The sequence below is a fragment of the Streptomyces sp. NPDC058289 genome (assembly GCF_042880975.1).
GTDB classification, from domain to species: Bacteria; Actinomycetota; Actinomycetes; order Streptomycetales; family Streptomycetaceae; genus Streptomyces; species Streptomyces stoeckheimensis.
Window position 1 is genome coordinate 110,322 of record NZ_JBHVYI010000003.1, and the last position, 19,934, is coordinate 130,255.

Sequence of the window (19,934 nt, forward strand, 5' to 3'; positions counted from 1 at the left end):
ACTCGCCCACAGGAGGCTGCACAGATGAACGGTTCCGGTAACGGGAACGGGAAGCTCCACGGGGCGGTAGTGGCAGTGGCGGGAGCCGGCGGGCCCGCCGGCCGCGCCACCCTGCTCCGCCTCGCCGAGGCGGGCGCCACCGTCGTCGCCTCCGACGCCGACGCGGCCCGACTCGCGGAGGCGGTGGACGCGGCGCGCTACGCCCACGGCGGCGCCACCATCACCGGTGACACCGTCGACCTGCTCGACCTGGACGCCACCAAGGCCTGGGCCGAGCAGACCGAGAAGGAGTTCGGCCGCATCGACGGCCTGGTCCACCTCGTCGGCGGCTGGCGCGGCAGCACCACCTTCACGGACACCGACCTCGCGGACTGGGCCTTCCTGGAGAAGCTCCTCATCCGCACGGTCCAGCACACCTCGCTCGCCTTCCACGACGGGCTGCTGCGCAGCGACCGCGGCCGCTACGTCCTGGTCAGCCAGTCCGGTGCGCACAAGCCGGTCGCCAACAACGCCGCGTACAACGCGGGCAAGGCGGCGGCCGAGGCTTGGACGCTCGCGATGGCGGATTCCTTCCGCAAGGCGGGTGGCGAGGACGGTCCGGGCGCCGCGGCTGCGATCCTGGTGATCAAGGCATTGGTGCACGACGCGATGCGCGCCGAGCGTCCCACTGCGAAGTTCGCGGGCTTCACCGACGTCAAGGAGCTGGCCGAGGCCATCGCCGGCGTCTGGGAGCGGCCCGCCACCGATGTGAACGGACAGCGCCTGTGGCTCACCCCCCAACCGTGAAGACCGGTGTCGTGAAGACCGCGATACGCAAGTCCGCGGCGAAGACCGACGCCCGCCGGCACCACGACCCGGCGGTGCGCGGTTTCGCGAGCGACAACTACGCCGGGGTGCACCCGGAGATCCTCGCGGCCGTCGCGCTCGCCAACGGGGGCCACCAGGTCTCGTACGGCGACGACGAGTACACCGAGCACCTCCAGCAGGTCTTCCGCGGCCACTTCGGCCCGCACGCCGAGGCCTACCCGGTCTTCAACGGCACCGGCGCCAACGTGACCGCCCTGCAGGCGCTCACCGACCGCTGGGGCGCGGTGATCTGCGCCGAGTCGGCGCACATCAACGTCGACGAGGGCGGTGCGCCCGAGCGGATGGCGGGCCTCAAGCTGCTCACCGTCCCCACCCCGGACGGCAAGCTCACCCCCGAGCTCATCGACCGGCAGGCCTGGGGCTGGGAGGACGAGCACCGGGCGATGCCGCAGGTCGTCTCGATCACCCAGAACACCGAGCTCGGCACGGTCTACACCGTGGACGAGGTCCGCGCCATCTGCGAGCACGCGCACGCCAAGGGGATGAAGGTCCACCTCGACGGCGCCCGGATAGCCAACGCCGCGGCCTCGCTCGACGTGCCGATGCGCAGCTTCACCAACGCGGTCGGCGTGGACGTGCTGTCCTACGGCGGCACCAAGAACGGGATGATGGCCGGCGAGGCCGTCGTCGTGCTGAACCCGGACTCCGTCCGGCAGATGAAGCACATCCGCAAGATGTCGATGCAGCTCGCCTCCAAGATGCGTTTCGTGTCGGTGCAGCTCGAAGCGCTCCTCGCGAAGGACCTGTGGCTGCGCAACGCCCGCCACGCCAATGCGATGGCCCAGCGGCTGGCGGCCGGGGTGCGCGAGACCGACGGGGTGGAGATCCTCTACCCGGTGCAGGCGAACGCCGTGTTCGCGCGGCTCCCGCACGAGGTCACGCGGCGGCTGCAGGAGCGCTACCGCTTCTACTTCTGGGACGAGATCGCGGGCGACGTCCGGTGGATGTGCAGCTATGACACCCAGGAGGAGGACGTGGACGGCTTCCTCCAGGCCCTCAAGGAAGAGCTGGCGCGCTAGCCACGCTAGCCACGCCGTAAATTTATAGGCATGCAGAGCGATGCATGAGTATGCTCCTGGATCATGGAATTGATCCAGGAGCATACTGACATTGCCGTCTATCTGGCCGCCGATGACGCGGTCGATCACGGCCATCCGCTGGTCGAAGAGACCGCCGACGCCCTGTGGACCGCCACCGGTGATGCATATTCATACGCCAAAGCGGCCTTCGAGTTCGTCCGTGACACCATCCCGCACTCCGCCGACTCCGGCGACGACCGCGTCGCGTGGCGCGCCTCCGACGTCCTCGAGACGCGCAACGGGATCTGCTACGCCAAGGCCCACGCGCTGACCGCACTGCTGCGCGCCCGGGGCATCCCGGCCGGCCTCTGCTACCAGCTCCTGGGCGACGACGACGGATCGAACCTCGCCCTCCACGGCCTCGTCGCGCTGCGCCTGCCCGGCAGCGAGGACTGGTCCCGGGTGGACCCCCGGGGCAACAAGCCGGGTGTGGACGCCCAGTTCACCCTGGACCGCGAACAACTCGCCTTCCCCGTCCGCCCGGAGCTCGGCGAGATCGACTATCCCGGGCTGTACGCGGCTGCGCACCCGGCCACGCTCAAGGCGCTCCAGGAGTCCGCGGACCGGCCGCAGTTGTGGCGGAACCTGCCGACGGGCCTGTAGCCGACGGGCCTGTACTCGACGGGCCTGTAGCCGACGGGCCTGTGGTCGACGGCCCCGTGGTCAGCGGCTCGGCGCCCGCCGAGCCGGAGGCGGCGGCCGAGCCCGGGGCCGCGCGCCGGGCGGGGCCGTGCGCCGCCACCGCGGTGTGCAGCAGGGCCGCGGCCAGTTGCAGGGCGGCGATCGCGAGCACCAGGATCCACGGCGGTGCGGCGGCGGCGAGCCCCACGAGCGCGGCGCCCGTCGACGCGGCCGTCACCTTCAGTCCGGCGCCGAGGGTGAACACCTGGGTCCGGGCCTCCTCGGGGGCGTACTCCGAGCGGATGCGCAGGGTGGCCGTCAGCAGCGGGCCGTCGCACACCCCGGCGGCCGCGAACGCCACCGCGGTGAGGGTGACGGACGGGGTGAACGCGGCCGCCGTCAGCGCCACTCCGGTCGCCGCCATGGCCCAGCGGGCCAGCCGGCCCGGCGGCACGGACGTGATCCGGCCCAGGGTCAGGGAGCCGGTCAGGGCGCCCAGGGCGAAGGCGGTCATGAGCACCCCGCCGCCGCCCGGGCTGCCGAGCGTGGTGGCCAGGAGCACCGCGGTGGTGGTGAGCGCCCCGATGCCCACGAAGGCCAGGGTCGTGGCCGAGGTGACGGCCCGCAGCTCCCGGACCCGCCACAGGGCGGCCAGTCCGGAACCCAGTCCGGCCCGGGGTGCGCCGGGGGCGGGCCTCCGGCCGGGGTTCGCGTAGGGGAGGGTCGCCGCCAGGGCCGCGGCCAGTGCGCCGGAGGTCGCGAGGAGGGCCATCGCCGGCCCGGCCGAGCCGAAGGCCGCGACCAGGCTGACGGCCGCCGGAGCGGTGACCGCGGCGCCGTTGTAGGTCGACGCGTCCCAGCCGTACGCCCGGTCCCGCGCGGGACCGGGCGGGACCAGCCCCGCCACCAGGCTCGACAGCCCGCCCGTCACCATCGGCCCGCAGGAGCCGCCGAGCACCGCCACGGCGAGCACCACAGGCGTCGGAGCTCGCCCGAGCAGGAACGCCAGTGCCGCCACGGCCGTGGTGAATCCGGCCAGGGCGCCCACGTGGAAGAGGCGGGGCCGACGCGACCTGGCCGCGGCGGCGCCCGCGAGGGGAGCCGCCAGCACGTGCGGGGCCAGCCAGGCGGTCAGGACGAATGCGCCGTGGGCGGCGCTCCCGGTCCGCTCGAGGGCGAGCAGCACGACGGCCATGCCCATTCCCTCGGAGGCGAAGCGCGCCGCCAGTGCGGCGGCCAAGTACCGTCCGAGCCCCGGCATCCCGGCCCCTTTCGCCAGGTGACGTGGCAGAGGGGTGCGAGATTACGCCATACGGGTGTAGTGCGAAAGGATCGCGGTTTTCAGTCAATAGGAAACTTTCCTGTCTGACATCGTTGTCAGCTTGGCGTGCGCATGAGTATCTTCGGCCGCACGGCTCCCCCCACGGACCCACGAAGAACCCCACCGAAGAACCCCACCGAAGGACCCCACCGAAGGACCCCCCACCTCCGATCTCCGACCTCCGACCGGAAGGCGCTTCATGCGTTACGGAGTCCCCGCCGGGCTGCTCGCCGCGGCCCTCGGCCTGGTCGCGGCGCTGACCCTCGCCCCCACCTCCGCCGCCGTCACCCCCGAGACCCCCGTCACCCCTGCCGTACTCGCCGTCGCCCCCACGGCCTTCGCCCATCCCGGAGTCCTGAACAGCCGCGCCCAGTTGGACTTCGTACGGGCCAAGGTGCAGGCCGGGCAGCAGCCGTGGAAAGCGGCGTTCGACGACATGCTCGCGAGCCGGTACGGGTCGCTGTCCCGGACGCCCAAGCCGCGCGAGATCGTCGAATGCGGCTCCTACTCCAACCCCAACCTCGGCTGCACCGACGAGCGGGAGGACGCCATAGCCGCGTACACCGACGCGCTCGCCTGGTACATCACCCGCGACACCCGGTACGCGAAGAAGTCGATCGAGCTGATGGACGCCTGGTCCGCGCGGATCAAGGACCACACCAACAGCAACGCCCCGCTGCAGAGCGGCTGGGCGGGCTCCACCTGGCCGCGCGCCGCGGAGATCGTCAAGCACACCTACACCGGCGGCTGGCCCAACCAGGGGCGCTTCGCCACGATGCTGCGCGAGGTCTACCTGCCCGAGGTGATCGGCGGGAGGCCGAACAGCAACGGCAACTGGGAACTGATCATGATGGACGCCGCCGTCGGCATCTCCGTCCACCTCGACGACCGCGCGAGCTACGACAAGGCGCTGGCGGTCTACCTCGGCCGGGTGCCCGCCTACTTCTACCTGGCCTCCGACGGGCCGCAGCCCGCGTACCCGCCGCGCTCCACGATCGACACCAGGAGCGAGCTGATCGACTACTGGCACGGCCAGAGCACCTTCGTGGACGGTCTGGCGCAGGAGACCTGCCGGGACTTCGGCCACACCGGCATGGGCATCGCGGCGGCCATGCACGTGGCCGAGACCTCGCGCATCCAAGGGCGCGACCTGTACCCGGAGTTCAAGGACCGCTTCCGCCACGCGCTGGGCTTCCACGCCACGTACGAACTCGGCGAGGCCGTGCCCTCGTGGCTGTGCGGCGGGAGCCTGACCAAGGGTCTGGGTCCGGCGACCGAGGTCGGCTACAACGCCCTGCACACCCGGCTCGGCGTCACGATGGAGAACACCCGCCGGCTCACCGAGGGCCGCCGCCCGGCCGGAACCGAGAACCACTTCGAGGCGTGGGAGACGCTGACCCACGCGGAGAACCCGAGCTGACGCCACCCCGACGCAGGACCGCGGCCCCACCCGATGGGCGGGGCCGCGGTCTGCCGTAAGGCTCGGCAGGTCTCGGCAGGCCTCAGCCGGCTTCCTTGACCTGCGCCGGGGTCGGCGCGGTGCCGCCGAGGTGGGCCGGCAGCCACCAGGAGTCCTCGGCGCCCTTGGGCTTGGCCGGGTAGGCGGCCTGGGCGGCGTCCAGCAGCTCCTGCACCCGCTCGCGCAGCCGGCGCGTGATGGCCCCGGCGTACTGGTCGGCGGGCGCCTCCAGCGGCTCGCCCACCCGCATCGTCACCGGGATGTGGCTGCGCTTGAGGTCCTTGGGACGGCCCTTGGTCCACATCCGCTGCGTCCCCCACAGCGCCACCGGGATAAGCGGGACACCGGCTTCTTGGGCCATGCGCGCGGCACCGGACTTGAAGCTCTTGAGCGTGAAGGACTGGGAGATCGTCGCCTCCGGGAACACGCCGATGATCTCGCCGGAGCGCAGCGAGTCGAGCGCGTGCTGGTAGGCCGTCTCACCCTGGGCGCGGTCCACCGGGATGTGCTTCATCGCGCGCATCAGCGGACCGGACACCTTGTGCCGGAACACCGACTCCTTCGCCATGAAGCGGACGAGCCGCTTCTGCGGGCGCGCGGTCAGCCCGGCGAAGATGAAGTCGAGGTAGCCGATGTGGTTCGACACCAGAACGGCCCCGCCCTTGCGCGGGATGTTCTCGGTGCCCTTCATGTCGATGCGGACGTCGAGCGCACGGAAGAGGGTGTGCGCGGCACCGATAACCGGGGGGTAGACGAGCTCAGCCATGGTGGGGAGACCCCGCTTTCTGCCTGGAGGTGCTCCCGGCCCGAAGTTACGGCAGCGTAGGTACGCGGCCATGGGGATCGTGCCCCATACGGGAGCCGCAGGCCAGCCCAGACGCCCGTGCCCGGCGAGATTCTCGTCACGCCGGGAATGCGGGGGGTCCGCGGGGCGCTCCGATCAACGTACGACCGTACCGGGATGATGGACGAGTGCCCGTACGGGCCAGGCGACGGCGGAGACGGGGGCGCGGGTGCGCGCAGGCGAGCGGGACGAGGGTGCGGGCGAGGCCGCGGGCGCGGGCGACGGCAGGCTGGGCATCGCCGAACTGGGAGCCGAGCCGGGGGAGCGGGCCACGCTCGTGCAGTTCTCCAGCGCCTTCTGCCAGCCCTGCCGGGCCACCCGGCGGATCCTGGACGAGGTGGCGGCCATGGTCGGGGGTGTCCGGCACATCGAGATCGACGCCGAGAAGAACCTGGACCTCGTACGGGCCCTGGGCATCGAGAAGACCCCGACCGTACTGGTCCTGGACGCGGCCGGCCGGATCGTACGGCGGGCCGCCGGGATGCCGCGCAAGGCGGACGTGATCGCCGCCCTGGGCGCCGCCGTGTGACGCGGGCGCGGAACTCGCCCGGCCGCGGGCGCCGGGGGCGTCCGGTGAGCCGGTGCACGCGTCCGCACGCAGCGTGACGCGCCCTACATCTGCCCGTTGAGGCTTGACTGTGTACACGAGAGATCGCCAGGCTTGCGATATGCGGTATGAACTCCTGCTTTACGGACGGGGCACCTCCTGATGACGGCTCCGACGGCTCCGACTGTTCCGTCCCCACGGGCCGGCGCCGGCCTGCCCGGATCGCCCGCGCTGCTGCGCTCGGTGTTCCGCCGGCACGCCGCGGGCGTCGCCGTGATCACGGCCGAGAGCGGTGGCCGGCCGGCGGGTTTCACCGCGACCTCCCTCAACTCCGTCTCGGCGGACCCCCCGCTGCTGTCGTTCACCATCGGCACCGGGTCCTCCAGCTGGCCCGCGATACGGGACTCCGAGCACCTCGGGGTCCACATACTCGGCGAGCACCAGGGGGAGTTGGCCGGCCTGTTCGCCCGCAACGGGGCCGACCGGTTCGGGCCGGCCACCGACTGGGCGCCCGGCCCGCACGGGGTTCCGGTCCTGGGCGGCGTCCTGGCCTGGCTGGTGTGCCGGGTCGTGGCGCGGGTTCCGGCCGGCGAGCACCGGGTGATCATCGCGGAGGCGGTCGCCGGGGACCCGGCGGGGGACCCCGTGGGGGATCCGGCCGGAGAGGGCCGTCCGCTGCTGTACCACCAGGGGCGCTTCAACGCGTTGAGGGACTGAATCGTCCCTGCTGGGGCCGGTTCCGCCGGCGTTGGCCAGATCACAGTTCACCGGCCTTGCAACCTGGCGGAACCCGCTGTGTACTGACGAGTAACATTCCTGACGGGGCGCGGGCCGCCCCGGCGGGAACGGCCCGAGATGGCGCCTATGCTGCCTGAACAAGGCGGTACCAGAAATGTCGATGCGGTAGGAGAGCCGGCGTGAGCCTGAGGATCGTTGTCTGTGTGAAGTACGTGCCCGACGCCACTGGCGACCGGCAGTTCACCGAAGACCTGACCGTCAACCGTGACGACGTCGACGGCCTGCTGTCGGAGCTCGACGAGTACGCCGTCGAGCAGGCGCTGCAGATCGCCGACGAGGCCGACGACGCGGAGATCACCGTCCTGACGGTGGGCCCCGAGGACGCGAAGGACGCGCTGCGCAAGGCGCTGTCGATGGGTGCCGACAAGGCCATCCACGTCGAGGACGACGACCTGCACGGCAGCGACGTCATGGCGACCTCGCTGGTGCTCGCCAAGGCGATCGAGAAGGCCGGTTACGACCTGGTCATCACGGGCATGGCCTCGACCGACGGCACCATGGGTGTCCTCCCGGCGATCCTGGCCGAGCGCCTGGGCGTCCCGCAGGTCACCCTGCTGTCCGAGGTCAAGGTCGAGGACGGCGTCGTGACCGGCCGCCGCGACGGCGACTCCGCGAGCGAGCAGCTGGAGGCTTCCCTCCCGGCGCTCGTCTCGGTGACGGACCAGTCGGGCGAGGCCCGCTACCCGTCCTTCAAGGGCATCATGGCCGCCAAGAAGAAGCCGGTGGAGTCCTGGGACCTGGAGGAGCTGGAGATCGAGTCCGACGAGGTCGGTCTCGAAGGCTCCTGGACCGCGGTCGACTCCGCGACCCAGCGTCCGGCCCGCACCGCCGGCACGATCGTCAAGGACGAGGGTGAGGGTGGCAAGTCGCTGGCCGCCTTCCTTGCGGAGCAGAAGTTCATTTAAGAACTGTCTGGCCGGCCAGAAGTTCATCTAGAGCTTCGGTCACCTCTCGATACCCCCTGACTACTTCGCATTCGCAGGAGCATCCCCATGGCTGAAGTCCTCGTCTACGTCGACCACGTCGACGGCGCCGTCCGCAAGCCCACCCTCGAACTGCTGACGCTGGCCCGCCGCATCGGCGAGCCCGTCGCCGTCGCCCTCGGCGCCGGTGCCGAGGCCACCGCCGCCGTGCTCGCCGAGCACGGTGCCGTCAAGGTCCTCACCGCCGACGCCCCGGAGTTCTCCGACTACCTCGTCGTACCGAAGGTGGACGCGCTCCAGGCCGCGTACGACGCTGTGTCCCCGGCGGCCGTACTGCTCCCCTCCTCCGCGGAGAACAAGGAGATCGGCGCCCGCCTGGCCGTCCGCATCGGCTCCGGCATCATCACCGACGCCACCGACCTGGAGGCGGGTGACGAGGGTCCGGTCGCGACGCAGGCCGCGTTCGCCGCGTCCTTCAGCACCAAGTCCCGCGTCTCCAAGGGCACCCCGGTCATCACCGTGAAGCCGAACTCGGCCCCGGTCGAGGCCGCTCCGGCCGCCGGCACCGTCGAGGCGCTCGCCGTCACCTTCGGCGCCCTGGCCACCGGCACCAAGGTCACCTCCCGCACCCCGCGCGAGTCGACCGGCCGCCCCGAGCTGACCGAGGCCGCGATCGTGGTCTCCGGCGGCCGCGGCGTCAACGGCGCCGAGAACTTCCACATCATCGAGGCCCTCGCGGACTCCCTCGGTGCGGCCGTCGGCGCCTCGCGCGCCGCCGTGGACGCCGGCTGGTACCCGCACTCCAACCAGGTCGGCCAGACCGGCAAGTCGGTCTCCCCGCAGCTGTACATCGCCTCCGGCATCTCGGGCGCGATCCAGCACCGCGCCGGCATGCAGACGTCGAAGACGATCGTCGCGATCAACAAGGACGCCGAGGCCCCGATCTTCGACCTCGTCGACTACGGCGTGGTCGGCGACCTCTTCGCGGTCGTCCCGCAGCTGACCGACGAGATCAAGGCGCGCAAGGGCTAAAACCCTGCCGCAGGCGTTGACCTGCGGGTAAGTGGTCTCCGGGGCCGTGTGGTGTTTCTCACCGCACGGCCCCGAGTCGTTTGTCCAGGACGGCGGAGGGACCATTGACTGAGCGGAACCCCGTGACTAAATTCTGTAATGCGGATCTAAGATTCCGTAAAGCGGAAAAGAGGAGAGTGCACGATGGGTCAGCAGGAGAAGGTGGCGACGAGCCTCGCAGGCGCGGTCAGCGAGGGCATCAGCGCTTCCCTCAAGCCGGTGGACGCGGAACTCGCGCGCCACTACCCGGGCGACCCCGGCACCCGTCAGCCCATCCACACGGTCTACGTGCCCGGTGACGTCTTCGCGGCGGACACCATCCGTACCTGGGGCGACCAGGCCCTCGCGGCCCTCGACGAGCACGCCCCGGACGCCGCCACCTTCGCCAAGGTACTCGGCATCTCCGACGAGCTGGCGGTACCGGTCTACGACCGCGTCCGCGCCAAGCTCGCCTCCGAGCCCATCGAGGACCTCCGCGTCGACTTCGAGGACGGCTTCGGCGTCCGCTCCGACGAGGAGGAGGACCAGGCCGCGGCCCGCGCCGCCCGCCTCGTCGCCGAAGCCTTCTCCAACGGCACGAACGCCCCGTACATGGGCATCCGGATGAAGTGCATGGAGTCCAACGTCCGCGACCGCGGCATCCGGACCACCGACATCTTCCTCTCCGGCCTGCTCGCGCACGGCGGCCTGCCCGAGGGCCTGGTCCTGACCCTGCCCAAGGTCACCTACCCCGAGCAGGTCACGGCCTTCGTGCAGCTGCTGGAGGCCTTCGAGACCGCCCGCGGCCTGCGCCCGGGGCGGATCGGCTTCGAGATCCAGATCGAGACCAGCCAGTCCATCCTGGCCTCCGACGGCACCGCCGCGGTCGCCCGGATGATCGAGGCCTCCAAGGGCCGCGCCACCGGCCTGCACTACGGCACCTTCGACTACAGCGCCTGCGTCGGCGTCTCCGCCGCGTACCAGTCGAGCGACCACCCGGCCGCCGACCACGCCAAGGCGATCATGCAGGTCGCGGCCGCCGGCACCGGCGTGCGCGTCTCCGACGGCTCGACCAACGTCCTGCCGATCGGCACCACCGAGCACGTCCACGAGGCCTGGAAGCTGCACTACGGCCTCACCCGCCGCGCCCTGGCCCGTGCCTACTACCAGGGCTGGGACATGCACCCGGCGCACCTGCCGACCCGCTACGCGGCCGTCTTCGTCTTCTACCGCGAGGGCCTCGAAACCGCCGCCGCGCGCCTGAAGGCGTACGTCGCCAAGATCGAGGGCGACGTCATGGACGAGCCCGCCACCGCCAAGGCCCTGGCCGGCTACCTGGTCCGCGGCCTGGACTGCGGCGCCGTCGGCGCCGACGAGGTCACCGCCCTGACCGGCCTGACCCGCGCGGAGCTCGACGCCTTCGCCATCCCGCGTCGCTCGGCGACGCTGACGGCCAGCGCCTGAGGCGAGTAGCCCCCGTACGAGGCCCGGCCGGTCTGCCCCCGGCCGGGCCTTCGGCGTTGCCCGACCCCGATCACGAGGCCGGCGGGATCTCGCCCGAGCCGCGGGGGATCAGGCGGGTGGGGAGCTCGATGCGGGCCGGGGGGAGGTCGGCGCCCGCCAGGCGCTGGAAGAGACGGTCCGTGGCCACCCGGCCCAGGGCCGCTGCGTCCTGGGCGATGACCGTGATCCCGGGGTTCAGCAGGTCGGCGAGTTCGAAGTCGTCGAAGCCGACCAGGGCCACCGGGCGGGGCAGGGACGCGAGGACGCGTACGGCCGTGACCGTCACGCGGTTGTTGCCGGCGAAGAGGGCCGTGACCGGCTCCGGGCCGGACAGCATCGCCCGGGCGGCGGCCGAGACGCGCTCCGGGGCCGTCGTACCGAGGGAGACCCAGGAGCCCTCGACCGGCAGGCCGGCGTCCGCCATGGCCGCGCGGTAGCCCCGCAATCGCTCGGTCGCCGTGTGGATGTGCGGCTGGTCGCCGATGAAGCCGATCCGGCGGTGGCCGCCCGCGATCAGGTGGGCCACCCCGTTCCGGGCACCCCCGAAGCTGTCGGACAGCACCACGTCGGCGTCGATCCGGCCCGCCGGGCGGTCCACGAACACCGTGGCCACCCCGGCCCGGATCTCCGGCTCCAGGTAGCGGTGGTCGTCCCCGGCCGGGATCACCACGAGGCCGTCCACCCGGCGGGCGCACAGCGCGAGCGCCAACTCCCGCTCGCGCTCCGGGTCCTCGTCGCTGGAGCCGTTGATGAGCAGGGCGCCGTGGGCGCGGGCCACCTCTTCCACGGCCCGGTTGAGCGGCCCGTAGAAGGGGTCGGAGAGGTCCTCCAGGACCAGGCCGACGGTGGCGGTGCGCCCCTTGCGCAGCACCCGCGCGCTGTCGTTGCGGCGGAAACCGAGCGCGTCGATGGCCTCCTGGACCCGCTTCTCGGTGTCCGGGGTGACCCCCGGCTCCCCGTTGACCACGCGTGACACCGTTTTGAGGCCCACGCCGGCCCGGGCCGCCACGTCCTTCATGGTCGGCCGGTTGCCGTAGCGGGGCTCGGGCGGGCGGCGGGTGTGCGGCACGGTGTCGGACCTCCGGGAGGACGGGCGCTGCGGCGGTGCGGGCCCGGCGCTGCGGACAGGCCCCTGACCTTGAGGATAAGCACTCGGCGGAGCGCCGGGGTTTCCGTGGCAGGGTGGTGCGGGCAAGCCACTGGGGGCATCGGGAGAGGGGTAGACGTGATTGTCTGGATCAACGGCACCTTCGGCGCCGGGAAGAGCAGCACAGCGCGCGAGCTGACCGGCCTCCTGCCGGAGAGCACCTTGTTCGACCCGGAGTTCATCGGTGACGCGCTGCGCGTGCTGCTGCCGCGCAAACGCCTCGCGGAGGTGTCCGACTACCAGGACCTGCCGAGTTGGCGCCGGCTCGTCGTGGACACGGCGGCGGCGATGCTCGCGGAGCTGGGCGGGGTGCTGGTGGTCCCCATGACGCTGCTGCGGCAGGAATACCGCGACGAGATCTTCGGCGGGCTCGCGGCGCGCAGGATCGCGGTGCGGCACGTGCTGCTCGCCCCGGAGGAAACGATCCTCCGCGAGCGGATCGCGACCCGGGAGGAGCCCGGCGCGGCGGCGGACGTGGACCTGCGGGTGCGGCAGTGGGCCTACGACCACATCCCGGCCTACCAGCACGCGCTGGGCTGGCTCGCGGCCGACGCGCACGTCGTCGACAACGGGACCCTGACCGTACGGGAGACGGCCGAGCGGATCGCCGAGGCGGTACGCACCGACGCGGCCCGGATCTGCGACATCGTGCAGACCCCGCAGCCGACGCGCGAGACGGTTGCGGCCGGGGTGCTGCTCTTCGACGACGCGGACCGGGTGCTGCTGGTGGATCCGACGTACAAGCCGGGGTGGGAGTTCCCCGGCGGGGTCGTCGAGGCCGGGGAGGCCCCGGCGTGCGCGGGGGTACGGGAGGTCGAGGAGGAACTCGGGCTCGTCCTGGAGCGCCTCCCGGAGCTCCTGGTCGTGGACTGGGAGCCGCCGGGCCCCCCGGCGGGCTACGGCGGCCTGCGGCTGCTGTTCGACGGGGGCCGGCTGTCGGCGGCGCAGACCGGGCGGCTGAGGCTGCCCGGACCGGAGCTGCGGGCCTGGCGGTTCGTGACGGAGGAGGAAGCGGCGGACCTGCTGCCGCAGGTGCGCTACGAGAGGCTCCGGTGGGCCCTGCGGGCACGCGAACGGGGCCGGGCGGCGTACCTGGAGGCGGGACGGGCGGTTCCGTAGCGGGACACGGGGGCCGGGGCGGGGCCCCGGCCCCCGGCCGGCATCAGCGCGTCGGGGTGGGCGAAGGCTGAGCCGCGGCCGCCGTTTCCGCTGCCGCGAGGAGGGTGGCCGCGGTGTCCGAGGTCAGGGGGTCGCCGTGGCCGAAGCATGCCACCGAAGGGGCCAGTGCGGCGAGCCGGAGCATCGACTCGACGGCCTGGACGCGGTCCACGTTGAAGACGCCGAGGATCACCTGGCCGACTCCGGCGATGCAGTCGCCCGTGAACAGCACGCCGTGCTCCGGGAGATGGACCCCGATGCTGCCCGGGGTGTGTCCCGGGGCGTGGACGACGAACGCGCCGTCGCCGAAGGGGAGTATCTCCCCGTCCGTCAACTCCCGGTCCACCGGGGTCGCGGGGGCCTGCGGGACCGTCATGGCGTGCTCCCACAGCGGCAGTTCCCAGTCCAGCAGCACCGGATCCGGAACCGGTTGCTCGCCGCGGATCACCGGCGCGTCCAGCGCGTGCGCCAGCACCGGGGCGCCCCAGCGGGCGGAGAGCTCGCCCGCCGAGCCGAAGTGGTCACCATGGCAGTGGGTCACGACGATGCGCTCGAGCCGCTCCGGCAGCAGCCCGAGGGAGCGTATGGCCCCTTCGATCGCGTCCGCCGAACCGGCGTGGCCCGCGTCGATCAGGGTCAGGGCCTCACCATCGCGCCAGAGGTAGGCCTGGCCGATGGGGAAGCGGAGCATGTGGAGGCGGTCGGGGATGACTTCTACGAGATCCATCACCCGAACGTACGGGGACGAACCACGCCATCGACGGAGATTGCGCCGGTAGCGTGGTTCGCCCCCAGCTGAGAGCCGGAGAACCGTGTCGCACCGTCAGGCGCGCTTGGACTCCGCGTAGTTGAGGAGGAACAGTGCCTCCGTGACCGACAGGCGCTCCAGCTCCTCCGGGGAGACGCTCTCGTTCACCGCGTGGATCTGCGCCTCCGGCTCGCTCAGCCCGATGAGCAGCATCTCCGCGTCCGGGTACAGCTCGGTCAGCGTGTTGCACAGGGGAATGGAGCCGCCCATGCCGCTGATCTGCATCTCCCGGCCCGGGTAGGCCGCCTTCATGGCCTGCGCCATCGAGGCGTACGCGGGGCTGGCCGTGTCCGCCTGGAACGGCTGCCCCTGGCCGACGACTTCGAGTTCCAGGCGCGCCTGCCACGGGGTGTGCGCCACCAGGTGCGCCTCCAGCAGCTTGATCGCCTCCGCCGTGTCCACGCCCGGCGGCACCCGCAGGCTCACCAGCGCGCCCGCGCTCGCGTGCACCGAGGGGGTGGCGCCGACCAGCGGCGGGGAGTCGATGGCCAGCACGGTGACGGCCGGCCGGGACCACAGCCGGTCCGCGATCGTGCCCTCGCCGATCAGCTCGACCCCGTCGAGCACCTTCGCGTCGGAACGGAAGTCGGCCTCCGGGTACTGGAGCCCCTCCCACACCGCGTCCGAGGCCAGCCCGTCCACCGTGGTCGAACCGTCCGGCGCGCGCAGCGAGGCCAGCAGCTGGATGAGGGCGGCCATCGCGTCGGGGGCGACCCCGCCGAACATGCCGGAGTGCAGGTTGCCGCCCAGGGTGTCGATCTTGACCTTCAGCAGGCACATGCCGCGCAGGGTCGCGGTGACCGTCGGCAGGCCCGTACGGAAGTTGCCCGCGTCACCGATCACCACGGCGTCGGCGGCGAGCAGTTCGGGGTGGGCCGTCGCGTACTGCTGGAGACCGCCGGTGCCCTGCTCCTCCGAGCCCTCGACGATCACCTTCACGTTCACCGGGACGCCGCCGTTGGCCTTCAGGGCGCGCAGCGCGAGCAGGTGCAGGATGAACCCGCCCTTGCAGTCGGCGGTGCCGCGGCCGTACCAGCGGCCGCCCCGCTCGGTCAGCTCGAAGGCGGGGGAGATCCAGGCCGCGTCGTCCAGCGGGGGCTGCACGTCGTAGTGCGCGTACAGCAGGACGGTCGGGGCGTCCGCCGGGCCGGGCAGGAACCCGTACACCGACTGGGTGCCGTCGGGGGTGTCGAGCAGCGCCACGTCCTGGAAGCCTTCGGCGCGCAGCGCGTCGGCCACCCACTTCGCGGCGGCCTGGCTCTCGCTCTGGGGGAACTGGGCCCAGTCCGCCACCGACTGGAAGGCCACCAGCTCCGACAGCTCCTGCTTGGCGCGGGGCATCAGCGAGGCGACGGTCTCGGCGATCGGATGAGACGGCATGGGCACGCTCCTCTTGGGTGCGACGTTGGTGTACGTGTACGGGTTACGTATACGCCTCCCGCATGCGCGGGGTGTGCGTATGCGGGCTACGGCAAAAGACTCTTCCGATCCTCGCACAACGGGGCAGTCGATCTCGCGCCGTAGGATTTCCCCGGCATCGGAGCAACGGCATGAACCGCATGATCAGGAGCAGCAGCACATCGTGAGCAGCGACGAGAGCGACAGCGGCGACGTACGCGACGCGGCGGCAGGACAGACCGCTCAGGGGGCGGACGCGCAGACGGCCGGCGGGACCGGCGAGGTGTGGGACGTGGTCGTGGTCGGGGCGGGCCCTGCCGGGTCCTCGGCCGCGCACGCGGCGGCCACCGCGGGACGGCGCGTTCTGCTGTTGGAGAAGGCGGAACTGCCCCGGTACAAGACCTGTGGCGGAGGCATCATCGGCCCCTCGCGCGATGCGCTCCCGCCGGGTTTCGTGCTCCCCTTCAAGGACCGCGTCCACGCGGTCACCTTCTCGCTGGACGGGAAGTACCCCCGGACCCGGCGCTCGAAGCAGATGTTGTTCGGGCTGATCAACCGGCCCGAGTTCGACGCGGCGCTGGTCGCGGAGGCGGAGAAGGCCGGCGCCACGGTCCGTACGGGTACGGCCGTCGCGCGGGTGGAACAGCACGGGGCGTCCGTGCCCGACCGGCGGACCGTCGCGGTGGTCCTCGCCGACGGCGAGACCGTACTGGCCCGGGCCGTGGTCGGCGCGGACGGCAGCGCGAGCCGGATCGGCGCGCACGTCGGCGTCGAGATGGACCAGGTCGACCTCGGCCTGGAAGCGGAGATCCCCGTCCCGGAGACGGTCGCCGCGGACTGGAAGGGCCGGGTCCTCATCGACTGGGGGCCGCTGCCGGGCAGCTACGGCTGGGTCTTCCCCAAGGGCGACACCCTCACCGTCGGGGTCATCTCGGCGAAGGGCGAGGGCGCCGCGACCAAGCGGTACCTGGACGACTTCATCGCCCGGCTGGGCCTGTCCGGCTTCGAACCGGCGCTCTCCTCCGGGCACTTGACCCGCTGCCGGAAGCCCGGATCGCCGCTTTCGCGCGGGCGGGTCCTGGTCGCGGGCGACGCGGCCGGACTGCTGGAGCCGTGGACCCGGGAGGGCATCTCCTTCGCGCTGCGCTCGGGGCGGCTCGCCGGGGAGTGGGCCGTGAAGATCTCCGAGGCGCAGGACGCCGTGGACGCGCGCCGCCAGGCCCTCAACTACGCCTTCGCCGTCAAGGCCGGGCTGGGCGTGGAGATGGGCGTCGGCAAGCGGATGCTGGAACTCTTCGAGGCCAAGCCGGGCCTGCTGCACGCGGCGATCACCGGCTTCCGGCCGGCCTGGCTGGCCTTCGCGCGGATCGCGCGGGGGTCGCTGACGCTGGCCGAGATGGTGCGTACGTACCCGCTGGCGCGGAAGGCGCTGCACGTGCTGGATGCGCGACAGGCGCGGAGCCGGGGTGCGGGCGCGGGCGGGGCCGCGGGCGGAGCAGGGTCCGGGGCCGGCGTTGAGGCCGGGTCCGGCTCCGGGGAGCAGGACGGAACGCAGGGAGGGGCCAAGGGCTGAGCCGGGGTCTGTTCCCAGGACTGAGCCGGGGTCTGAAGTCGCCGTCCCCCGTGGGGGAACGGCGGCGTCGAAGTGCGCAGTGTGGCGGTCTTGCCGGGGTACCGGCGAGGCCGCCGCCGCGTTTCGGGGGGCCGGGGCCGGGGCCGGGGCCGGGGCCGGGCCGGGGCTGGGGCCGGGGCCGAAGGCGGAGGGGTCGCGGAGTCCGGGGGCTGCGGGGGCGAGGGCCGCGGGGCCGGGGGGTCGAGGTTCGCGGGGCCGGGGTGGTGTCGGGAGGGCGGTGGGTGGCGGGGCCGCCGGGGTGGGCGGCCGGTCAGGGGGTGAGCGTGATGCGGAAGACCGGGTGGTCGGGGGCGGCGGCGCGGAGCTCGGACTCCGAGGACTTCGCGGTGACCCCGTTGAAGAACCGGTTGACCTCCCAGCCCCACTTCTTCAGGTAACCGCGCAGCACGACGGCCTGCTCGGCGGGGTCGGTGAGCTCGGTGACGGTGAAGGTGTGCACGGTCCGGCCCAGCCGGAGTTCACCGCCGCCCGCGGCGCGCATGTTGCGGACCCACTGGGAGTGGCCGCGGGCGGAGACCAGGTAACGGGTGCCGTCGTGGTGGTACGGGTTCACCGGGATCCGCTGCATCGTGCCGGTGGTGCGGCCGCGCACCGACAGCTCGGCCGTTCCGGCCAGGCTCATGCCCAGGCGGGCGAGCTTGCCGATGAGGGCGTTGAAGCGGATGCCGAGCGGGCCGGCCTGGACGTAGTACGGCTTGGGCGCGTTCATGGTGGCCTCCGAGGCATTTGGGAGAGCGCTGCTCTCGCTTGAGAACAGTGTGCACGGATCGCTGCTCCAAAACAAGAGCAGTGCTCTCTGAATGGATCGGCGATCTCATTGGTGGGCAGTGCTCTGCCCACGTGGCACACTGACCCCCATGAGCACCGTGCGAGGGGCGAGGGAACGAGCCCGCATCGAAGTCACCGCCGCCATCAAGGACGAGGCGCGCCGCGCACTCGCGGCGGAGGGCGCAGCCAAGCTCTCGCTGCGCGCCGTCGCCCGCGAGCTGGGCATGGTCTCCTCCGCCCTCTACCGCTATTTCCCCAGCCGCGACGAGCTCCTCACCGCCCTCATCGTCGACGCCTACAACAGCGTCGGCGCCGCCGCCGAGGCCGCCGACACCCGCTCGCTCGCCGCGGGCGGCACCCCCCGCGCCCGCTGGGCCGAGGTCTGCGCGTCCGTCCGCGCCTGGGCGCTGGCGCACCCGCACGAGTACGCCCTCATCTACGGCTCGCCCGTCCCCGGCTACACCGCCCCGCTCGACACCGTCGGCCCCGCCTCCCGCGTGGGCAACGCCCTCATCGGCATCGTGCGCGCGGCCTACGAGGGCCGCGGCATCGCCCTCCCGCCGCTCCCCGCCGAGCTGCGCCCCGAGGCCGCCCGCATGGCCGCGGACTTCGCCGAAGGACTGCCCCCCGAGGCCGCAGCGGCCCTGGTCGCCGCCTGGGCGCAGCTCGTCGGACTGATTTCCTTCGAGCTGTTCGGCCAGTTCAACCGGGTCGTCGAGGACCGCGACGCCTTCTTCGCGCACGCCGCCGGGCAGCTGGCGCACGGGGTCGGACTGCCCGCCGTATAGGGCCGTGGGCGGTCAACACCGGCAACACGCGTCGGGCGGTGTGGCCGTACGTGGGCCAGGGACGCCGGCGACCGCATCGGTCCAACTCCCGGATGCGGCGGGCTCAGTGAGAATCGTGGGCGCTGTCTGCCCCTTTGGCGTCCCGGTCCTCGACGCATGCTGATCCTCCCGGCGCGCGGGCTGCTTCGTGTGCCCGCCCACGGCTGCCGAGGAGGCAGGCGACTGCGGCGATGGCCGCTGCGGTTCCGGCGACGAGGAGCAGGACGCGATGGTCGACGAGGGCGAGCAGGCCCGCTCCGGCAGCCAGGGCAAGGGCGTTGGCGGCAAGGAGGAGGGTGTTGGCGGTGGCCGCCACTCTGCCGGGAGTTCGCGAGGGGTCTCGCGTTGGACGGCCGTCATGGCCGCGATCAGCACGCAGGGCAGTCCCGCGCCGATCATGGCGCCGGCAAGCAGGGCCACGGGCACCGAGGGCATGACGCGCAGGGCGACGCCCACCGCGAACAGCATGATTCCGGCCGCGGCGAAGACGCGTTCGGGCATCCGCCGCAGCAGGGGCGCCGGCGAACGGCCCGGGATTGCCTCGGCTGCCTGGGCGCTCCATCGTTGGGCTTCGGCCGGGCGGGGCACGGGTTCGGACACGCTTATGAGGGTGAAGGCCATGGCGGCGAGCGCGAAGGTGACCGCGTCCAGCAGGGCCACTGCCCTACCGCCGAACTGGCGGACAAAAGCGCGCCCAGAAGCGGGGCGACCAGTTTCATGCCCTCGTTCGCCGTCATCCACAGGCCGTTGAAATCGCCGCGCAGTGTCTCCGGTACGGCGGTCGCCACCAGTGCGGCCTCCGCCGCATCCAGCAGCACCGAGCTGCAGCCGTACACGATCAGTACGGGGAACAGGATCCGGATCTGGTCGCCGGAACGGACGGCGAGAAGCGGGAGCAGCACCACGGCCATGCCGAGATCGGTCCGGATCAGCAACGGCCGCCGACCCGCCCTCCGCCGCAGCCCATCCCCTTGACCCCTCCGCCGCCACGAAGTCTCAGGCGTCCCCCGCCCGGCGGGCCGGGGAAAGTTCGCTTGTCAGTTCCTCGTACTGAAGCAGGGGAATCGGCCCTGGTGCGCCCGGTGGCCCGTCTAGTGTTCCTCGGGCCGGGGTCCTGTCCCGGTTGCCGTCCCCGGCGCCCGGCCATCGCCCCGGCGCCGCCCCTGCCGCCGCCCCGAGGAGC

The 19,934-nt window shown here is 72.4% G+C and carries 19 protein-coding genes; 12 read left to right on the plus strand and 7 right to left on the minus strand.

Annotated elements, in window-relative coordinates; all coding sequences use genetic code 11:
• Positions 1-24: 24 nt before the first annotated feature.
• From ACFVX6_RS02375 to ACFVX6_RS02385, 3 genes are all read left to right on the plus strand, one after another.
• Positions 25-786: an SDR family NAD(P)-dependent oxidoreductase gene (locus tag ACFVX6_RS02375; RefSeq protein WP_389687107.1), complete on the plus strand. Its 762-nt coding sequence runs from the start codon at positions 25-27 to the stop codon at positions 784-786.
• Positions 787-797: 11 nt separating this feature from the next.
• Complete coding sequence (locus ACFVX6_RS02380) at positions 798-1,886, plus strand: threonine aldolase family protein (protein ID WP_389687109.1); 1,089 nt, start codon at positions 798-800, stop codon at positions 1,884-1,886.
• 63 nt (positions 1,887-1,949) lie between these two features.
• Entirely contained in the window at positions 1,950-2,549 is a 600-nt protein-coding gene (locus tag ACFVX6_RS02385) for a transglutaminase family protein (protein ID WP_389687111.1), read from the plus strand.
• On the opposite strand, the gene ACFVX6_RS02390 is transcribed toward ACFVX6_RS02385, so the two are convergent.
• A complete protein-coding gene (locus ACFVX6_RS02390; protein WP_389687113.1) occupies positions 2,485-3,828 on the minus strand; it encodes an MFS transporter in 1,344 nt (447 codons plus the stop codon). The two genes, ACFVX6_RS02385 and ACFVX6_RS02390, sit on opposite strands and share 65 nt — an antisense overlap.
• A gap of 259 nt (positions 3,829-4,087) precedes the next feature.
• Here ACFVX6_RS02390 and ACFVX6_RS02395 point away from each other — a divergent pair, with 259 nt between their 5' ends.
• Positions 4,088-5,308 carry an alginate lyase family protein gene (locus ACFVX6_RS02395; protein ID WP_389687115.1) on the plus strand — a complete coding sequence of 407 codons (1,221 nt, stop codon included), beginning with the start codon at positions 4,088-4,090 and terminating at the stop codon, positions 5,306-5,308.
• Positions 5,309-5,390: 82 nt separating this feature from the next.
• On the opposite strand, the gene ACFVX6_RS02400 is transcribed toward ACFVX6_RS02395, so the two are convergent.
• On the minus strand, positions 5,391-6,113 hold the full coding sequence (locus tag ACFVX6_RS02400) for a 1-acyl-sn-glycerol-3-phosphate acyltransferase (protein WP_266959746.1): 723 nt from the start codon (positions 6,111-6,113) through the stop codon (positions 5,391-5,393).
• 247 nt (positions 6,114-6,360) lie between these two features.
• Here ACFVX6_RS02400 and ACFVX6_RS02405 point away from each other — a divergent pair, with 247 nt between their 5' ends.
• The 5 genes from ACFVX6_RS02405 to ACFVX6_RS02425 all read left to right on the plus strand — a co-directional run bounded on the left by ACFVX6_RS02405 (position 6,361) and on the right by ACFVX6_RS02425 (position 10,973).
• The gene (locus tag ACFVX6_RS02405) at positions 6,361-6,720 is read left to right on the plus strand and encodes a TlpA family protein disulfide reductase (RefSeq protein ID WP_389687118.1); all 360 of its coding nucleotides are present in this window, start codon (positions 6,361-6,363) and stop codon (positions 6,718-6,720) included.
• Between the two features lie 180 nt (positions 6,721-6,900).
• A complete protein-coding gene (locus tag ACFVX6_RS02410) occupies positions 6,901-7,455 on the plus strand; it encodes a flavin reductase family protein (protein WP_389687120.1) in 555 nt (184 codons plus the stop codon).
• Between the two features lie 200 nt (positions 7,456-7,655).
• Entirely contained in the window at positions 7,656-8,441 is a 786-nt protein-coding gene (locus ACFVX6_RS02415; RefSeq protein WP_243342015.1) for an electron transfer flavoprotein subunit beta/FixA family protein, read from the plus strand.
• Between the two features lie 87 nt (positions 8,442-8,528).
• The gene (locus ACFVX6_RS02420; protein ID WP_327308205.1) at positions 8,529-9,491 is read left to right on the plus strand and encodes an electron transfer flavoprotein subunit alpha/FixB family protein; all 963 of its coding nucleotides are present in this window, start codon (positions 8,529-8,531) and stop codon (positions 9,489-9,491) included.
• Between the two features lie 183 nt (positions 9,492-9,674).
• A complete protein-coding gene (locus ACFVX6_RS02425; RefSeq protein ID WP_274547437.1) occupies positions 9,675-10,973 on the plus strand; it encodes a DUF6986 family protein in 1,299 nt (432 codons plus the stop codon).
• Between the two features lie 70 nt (positions 10,974-11,043).
• On the opposite strand, the gene ACFVX6_RS02430 is transcribed toward ACFVX6_RS02425, so the two are convergent.
• On the minus strand, positions 11,044-12,030 hold the full coding sequence (locus ACFVX6_RS02430; RefSeq protein ID WP_389687227.1) for a LacI family DNA-binding transcriptional regulator: 987 nt from the start codon (positions 12,028-12,030) through the stop codon (positions 11,044-11,046).
• 207 nt (positions 12,031-12,237) lie between these two features.
• On the opposite strand from ACFVX6_RS02430, the gene ACFVX6_RS02435 reads away from it, so the two are divergent.
• A complete protein-coding gene (locus ACFVX6_RS02435) occupies positions 12,238-13,278 on the plus strand; it encodes an NUDIX domain-containing protein (protein WP_389687123.1) in 1,041 nt (346 codons plus the stop codon).
• A gap of 43 nt (positions 13,279-13,321) precedes the next feature.
• Here ACFVX6_RS02435 and ACFVX6_RS02440 read toward each other — a convergent pair whose 3' ends face one another.
• Together ACFVX6_RS02440 and ACFVX6_RS02445 are read right to left on the minus strand one after the other, a co-directional pair.
• Positions 13,322-14,044 (minus strand): MBL fold metallo-hydrolase, encoded by a 723-nt coding sequence (locus ACFVX6_RS02440; protein WP_389687125.1) that lies wholly within the window; start codon positions 14,042-14,044, stop codon positions 13,322-13,324.
• A 96-nt stretch (positions 14,045-14,140) separates the two neighbouring features.
• The gene (locus ACFVX6_RS02445) at positions 14,141-15,505 is read right to left on the minus strand and encodes a dipeptidase (RefSeq protein ID WP_389687127.1); all 1,365 of its coding nucleotides are present in this window, start codon (positions 15,503-15,505) and stop codon (positions 14,141-14,143) included.
• 301 nt (positions 15,506-15,806) lie between these two features.
• Here ACFVX6_RS02445 and ACFVX6_RS02450 point away from each other — a divergent pair, with 301 nt between their 5' ends.
• Complete coding sequence (locus tag ACFVX6_RS02450) at positions 15,807-17,096, plus strand: geranylgeranyl reductase family protein (RefSeq protein ID WP_389687229.1); 1,290 nt, start codon at positions 15,807-15,809, stop codon at positions 17,094-17,096.
• Positions 17,097-17,406: 310 nt separating this feature from the next.
• Here the strand turns inward: ACFVX6_RS02450 and ACFVX6_RS02455 are convergent, their stop codons facing one another.
• Entirely contained in the window at positions 17,407-17,865 is a 459-nt protein-coding gene (locus tag ACFVX6_RS02455; RefSeq protein ID WP_389687129.1) for a nitroreductase/quinone reductase family protein, read from the minus strand.
• A 148-nt stretch (positions 17,866-18,013) separates the two neighbouring features.
• Here ACFVX6_RS02455 and ACFVX6_RS02460 point away from each other — a divergent pair, with 148 nt between their 5' ends.
• On the plus strand, positions 18,014-18,712 hold the full coding sequence (locus ACFVX6_RS02460) for a TetR/AcrR family transcriptional regulator (protein WP_389687131.1): 699 nt from the start codon (positions 18,014-18,016) through the stop codon (positions 18,710-18,712).
• 641 nt (positions 18,713-19,353) lie between these two features.
• Here ACFVX6_RS02460 and ACFVX6_RS02465 read toward each other — a convergent pair.
• Complete coding sequence (locus tag ACFVX6_RS02465; protein WP_389687133.1) at positions 19,354-19,686, minus strand: hypothetical protein; 333 nt, start codon at positions 19,684-19,686, stop codon at positions 19,354-19,356.
• Positions 19,687-19,934: the final 248 nt, after the last annotated feature.